The sequence below is a fragment of the Longimicrobium sp. genome (genome assembly GCF_036280135.1).
Classification (GTDB): Bacteria; Gemmatimonadota; Gemmatimonadetes; order Longimicrobiales; family Longimicrobiaceae; genus Longimicrobium.
Window position 1 is genome coordinate 1 of record NZ_DASURI010000646.1, and the last position, 3,814, is coordinate 3,814.

3 protein-coding genes are annotated in these 3,814 nt (G+C 67.8%); 2 read left to right on the forward strand and 1 reads right to left on the reverse strand.

Annotated features, from left to right (window positions below; translation table 11 throughout):
* Positions 1 to 350: 350 nt before the first annotated feature.
* Positions 351 to 1,577, reverse strand: coding sequence for a M12 family metallopeptidase (locus VFZ20_RS20990; RefSeq protein ID WP_329685901.1), 1,227 nt, complete (start codon positions 1,575 to 1,577; stop codon positions 351 to 353).
* Between the two features lie 415 nt (positions 1,578 to 1,992).
* Between VFZ20_RS20990 and VFZ20_RS20995 the strand changes: the two genes are divergently transcribed.
* Both VFZ20_RS20995 and VFZ20_RS21000 read left to right on the forward strand, forming a co-directional pair.
* Positions 1,993 to 2,313, forward strand: a complete 321-nt coding sequence (locus VFZ20_RS20995) for a DUF721 domain-containing protein (RefSeq protein WP_329685902.1) — start codon at positions 1,993 to 1,995, stop codon at positions 2,311 to 2,313.
* 149 nt (positions 2,314 to 2,462) lie between these two features.
* Positions 2,463 to 3,814 (forward strand): ATP-binding protein (locus tag VFZ20_RS21000; RefSeq protein ID WP_329685903.1); only part of this gene is annotated, 1,352 nt, incomplete at its 3' end.

A 3,814-nucleotide genomic window follows, 5' to 3' on the forward strand; every position in this document is an offset into this window, starting at 1 on the left:
CGCCCGCTCACAAGGCTGTGGGCGCGACCGAAGGATCTCCTACGCGGGGCAGGGACTTCGCGACTGGGCAGGGGTCCTTGCCAGGGCAGGAAGATCCTTCGGGGGCCGCACGCATCCGTCCACGGTCGCGTTCGCGAGGGCCCCTCAGGAAAACAATCGCTTTTCCGATCCGGTATTCCATGGGGACAGCCGGCAACGGCGGGGGCCGACGGCCCAGGAGAAAAATCGGCTCCCGCGCACGGTGCGCGGGAGCCGATCTGCGTTCAAGCCGTTGGTGGCTGTCCCCTGTAACCCGTACCCTGCCCCCGCCGTTCACGACGCGGGCCGCGGGACCGGAGACCGCCGACAGATCAGCAGGGGCCGATGGGCACCGCGTACCGGGCCGGGTATCCCGTGATGCCGTCGGGGAAGTGCGCCTGGATCTCGATCTCGTACGCGTACAGCTCCGTCGTGTACATGTCGTCGTACGTCACGCACATGGTGTTGCCGTACGTGCCGATCACCGAGCTGTTGCTGTACACCGCGTTGGGGCTGCCGACGTACTCCTGCGAGTACGACCCGCTGCCCCAGTTGTCGTGGTACTCGAACCGCTCGATGTACGTGATGGTGTAGTGCGTGGCCCCCGGCGAGGCGCTCCAGCTGGCGAGGGCGTTGCCGCTGGAGTTGGTGACGGTGAAGTTCTGCGGGTAGTACGGCCGGTAGATGTAGTTGAGCGTGCTGACGTCCGACTGCGCCAGGCCGCTGCGCTGCCCCATCAGGTAGTCCAGGCCGCGCTTGGACGTGATGGTGGGGATGGACGTGTTCACGGCGAAGTCGTACGGATGGTAGTGCATGATGGACCCCTCGTTGTACGCGAAACGGTCCGTGGCGTTGGTGCACTTCTTGTCGAAGTTGTGCTGGTTGACCGACGCGACGTTGGACAGGTTCACCGTGATGTAGGTGTCGCGGTCGCAGCGGCTTTGCTCGTGCCACATTCCCAGCGTGTGCAGGATCTCGTGGGCCACCGAACCCATGCTGTACGCGCAGTTGGAGGTGAGGTTGATGGTCTGCGTGCCGCTCTGCCGCCCCACGGGGGAGTTGCACAGGGTGCTGTGCTGGCCGAACACGATGTAGTTCGTCTCCGTGGTGCGCTGCTTGAGCTTTACGCCCCCCACGGTGCCGTTTACGTGGTTCACGGCGCTCTGGATGATGGATTCCTGCGTGGAGTTGAAGCTGGCGTCGATCACGTAAGGCACGGTGCCGCTGGGCCACCGGTACGTGGATCCGTCGATGTGCACGCCGTACTTGGGACCGCCGGCGCGGGTGAGCTCCTCGCGCGTCCTGGCCACCTTGTCGGCGCGGCCCAGGTTGATGTCGCCCTCGTAGATGGCCCAGCCTTCGTGCACGTTGAAGGTCACTTCCATGGGGTGGCCGTCCGGTCCGTAGATCCACCCCGTGCGCACGTCGTGCGAGATGGGCGCGGTGGGGATGTACGGCTGCAGCGCGGGCGTGGTCCGCGGGGCGAGGGGCGCGTCCTGGCAGGCGGCCAGGGACAGCAGCGCCGCGCAGGCCGCGGCGAGGGGGGTAAGACGTTTCACGGTGATTTCGTCCTGCCTGGAGGGGAGGGGGAGATGCCGTCCCGCGGGAGGCGTGGGGACGGCACGTGATCGGATGATAACCTCGGATGCAGAAATTTATCAAGTATGGCCCCGTAAGGTACGGTGATGGATGCTCGTGAGCGCCTCCGCGTCGCCGCCCGCGGACCGGGCGTCCCCCGGCGCCGGGGGTCGGGGGGTGGCGCTTGTCGGCGCGGGGGATGCGGGAGGCGTCGCTCGCCAGGGCCTTTGCCCCGTCGGTGCCCGCCGTCCCCTGTCCCCGGTAACCCGCGGTCGAACGGCCGGACCCCCGCCCTGACGCCGGAACACTCCCCCGCCCCCGGCCGTGGTTTCGCGCGCGCGAGCGGAATGCTAGATTACCGGGTCCACGATCCGTTTTCCCCACCGCGCGAACGCCGTGAGCCGTACCCGCGATCCAGGCAACGGCAAGCCGCAGCCCCTGGGAGACCTGCTGTCCCGCTTTCTGGACCGGAGCGGGCTGGGCCCCAAGGTAGAGGCCGCGGCCGTCATCCCCGAGTGGGCGGACCGCGTGGGCCCGGCCATCGCCGCCGTCACCGAGCCCCTGCGCATCTCCGACGGCACCCTGTTCGTGGCCGTGCGCAACAGCGCATGGATGATGGAGCTCAACCTCATGAAGGCCGAGCTCATGCGCCACGTGAACGCCGGCCAGCGCGGCGGCCGCATCGACCAGATCGTCTTCGTGATGCACGGCGGCTGAAACACCCGCCCCCCCGCACCGGAACACCTGCCGTAACCCGTTGCCCCGACTGAACGTTCGGGGTGCGTTCGGTGTACTGGAGGGCGGCAGGGCGCGCTCCGCGCATCGCTCGTGAGAACGGAACCGGCAACACCGCAACAACAGAGGCCATGTCTACCAACGGCGCAGCAGAGAACGACTACAACGCAGGGCAAATCCAGGTGCTCAAGGGCCTGGAGGCCGTCCGCAAGCGCCCGGGCATGTACATTGGCTCCACCAGCGCCCGCGGCCTGCACCACCTGGTGTACGAGATCGTCGATAACTCCATCGACGAGGCGCTGGCCGGCTTTGCGGACCGGGTGGACGTCACCATCCACCCCGACAACAGCATCACGGTGGTGGACAACGGCCGCGGCATTCCCGTGGACATCCACCCCACGGAGAAGGTGCCGGCCGTGGAGCTGGCCCTTACGGTGCTGCACGCCGGCGGCAAGTTCGAGAACCAGGAGGGCGGCTCGTACAAGGTGTCCGGCGGCCTGCACGGCGTGGGCGTGTCGGTGGTGAACGCCCTGTCCGAGTGGCTGCGCGTGCAGGTGCGGCGCGGGGGCAAGGTGCACGAGATGGCGTTCAGCCGCGGCGACAAGACGCAGGACCTGGTCGTCACGGGCGAGACGAAAGAGACGGGGACCACGGTAAGCTTCAAGCCGGACCCGCAGATCTTCGAGGACACCACCTACTCGTTCGACACGCTCAGCAACCGCCTGCGCGAGCTGGCGTTCCTCAACAAGGGCGTGCGCATCTCGCTGACCGACGAGCGCACGGGCGAGGGCGCCGAGCCCCGGGCCGACGAGTACCACTACGAGGGCGGCCTGCGCGAGTTCGTGGAGCACCTGCGCGGCACCCGCAAGCCGCTGCACCAGGACGTGATCTACATCGAGGCCGGCCGTCCCGAGGCCGACATCGAGATCGCCCTGCAGTACGACGACGGCTACAACGAGAACACGTTCACCTTCGTCAACAACATCAACACCCACGAGGGCGGCACGCACCTCACGGGCTTCAAGGCCGCCCTCACGCGCAGCATCAACGACTACGCGCGCAAGACGGGGCTGTTCAAGAAGGGCGGCCTGGACTCGCTGTCCGGCGACGACGTGCGCGAGGGCCTCACGGCCGTGGTGAGCGTAAAGGTGCGCGAGCCGCAGTTCGAGGGGCAGACAAAGACCAAGCTGGGCAACAGCGAGGTCAAGGGCGCCGTGGAGACCGTCGTGAACCAGAAGCTCAGCGAGTTCCTGGACGAGACGCCGGGCGTGGGCCGCGCCATCATCGAAAAGGCCGTGAGCGCCGCGCGGGCCCGCGAGGCCGCCCGCAAGGCGCGCGACCTCACGCGAAAGAAGAGCGCGCTGGAAACGGGCGTGCTCCCGGGCAAGCTGGCCGACTGCTCCAGCAACAACCCCGAGCTCACCGAGCTGTACATCGTGGAGGGCGACAGCGCCGGCGGCAGCGCCAAGCAGGCCCGCAAGCG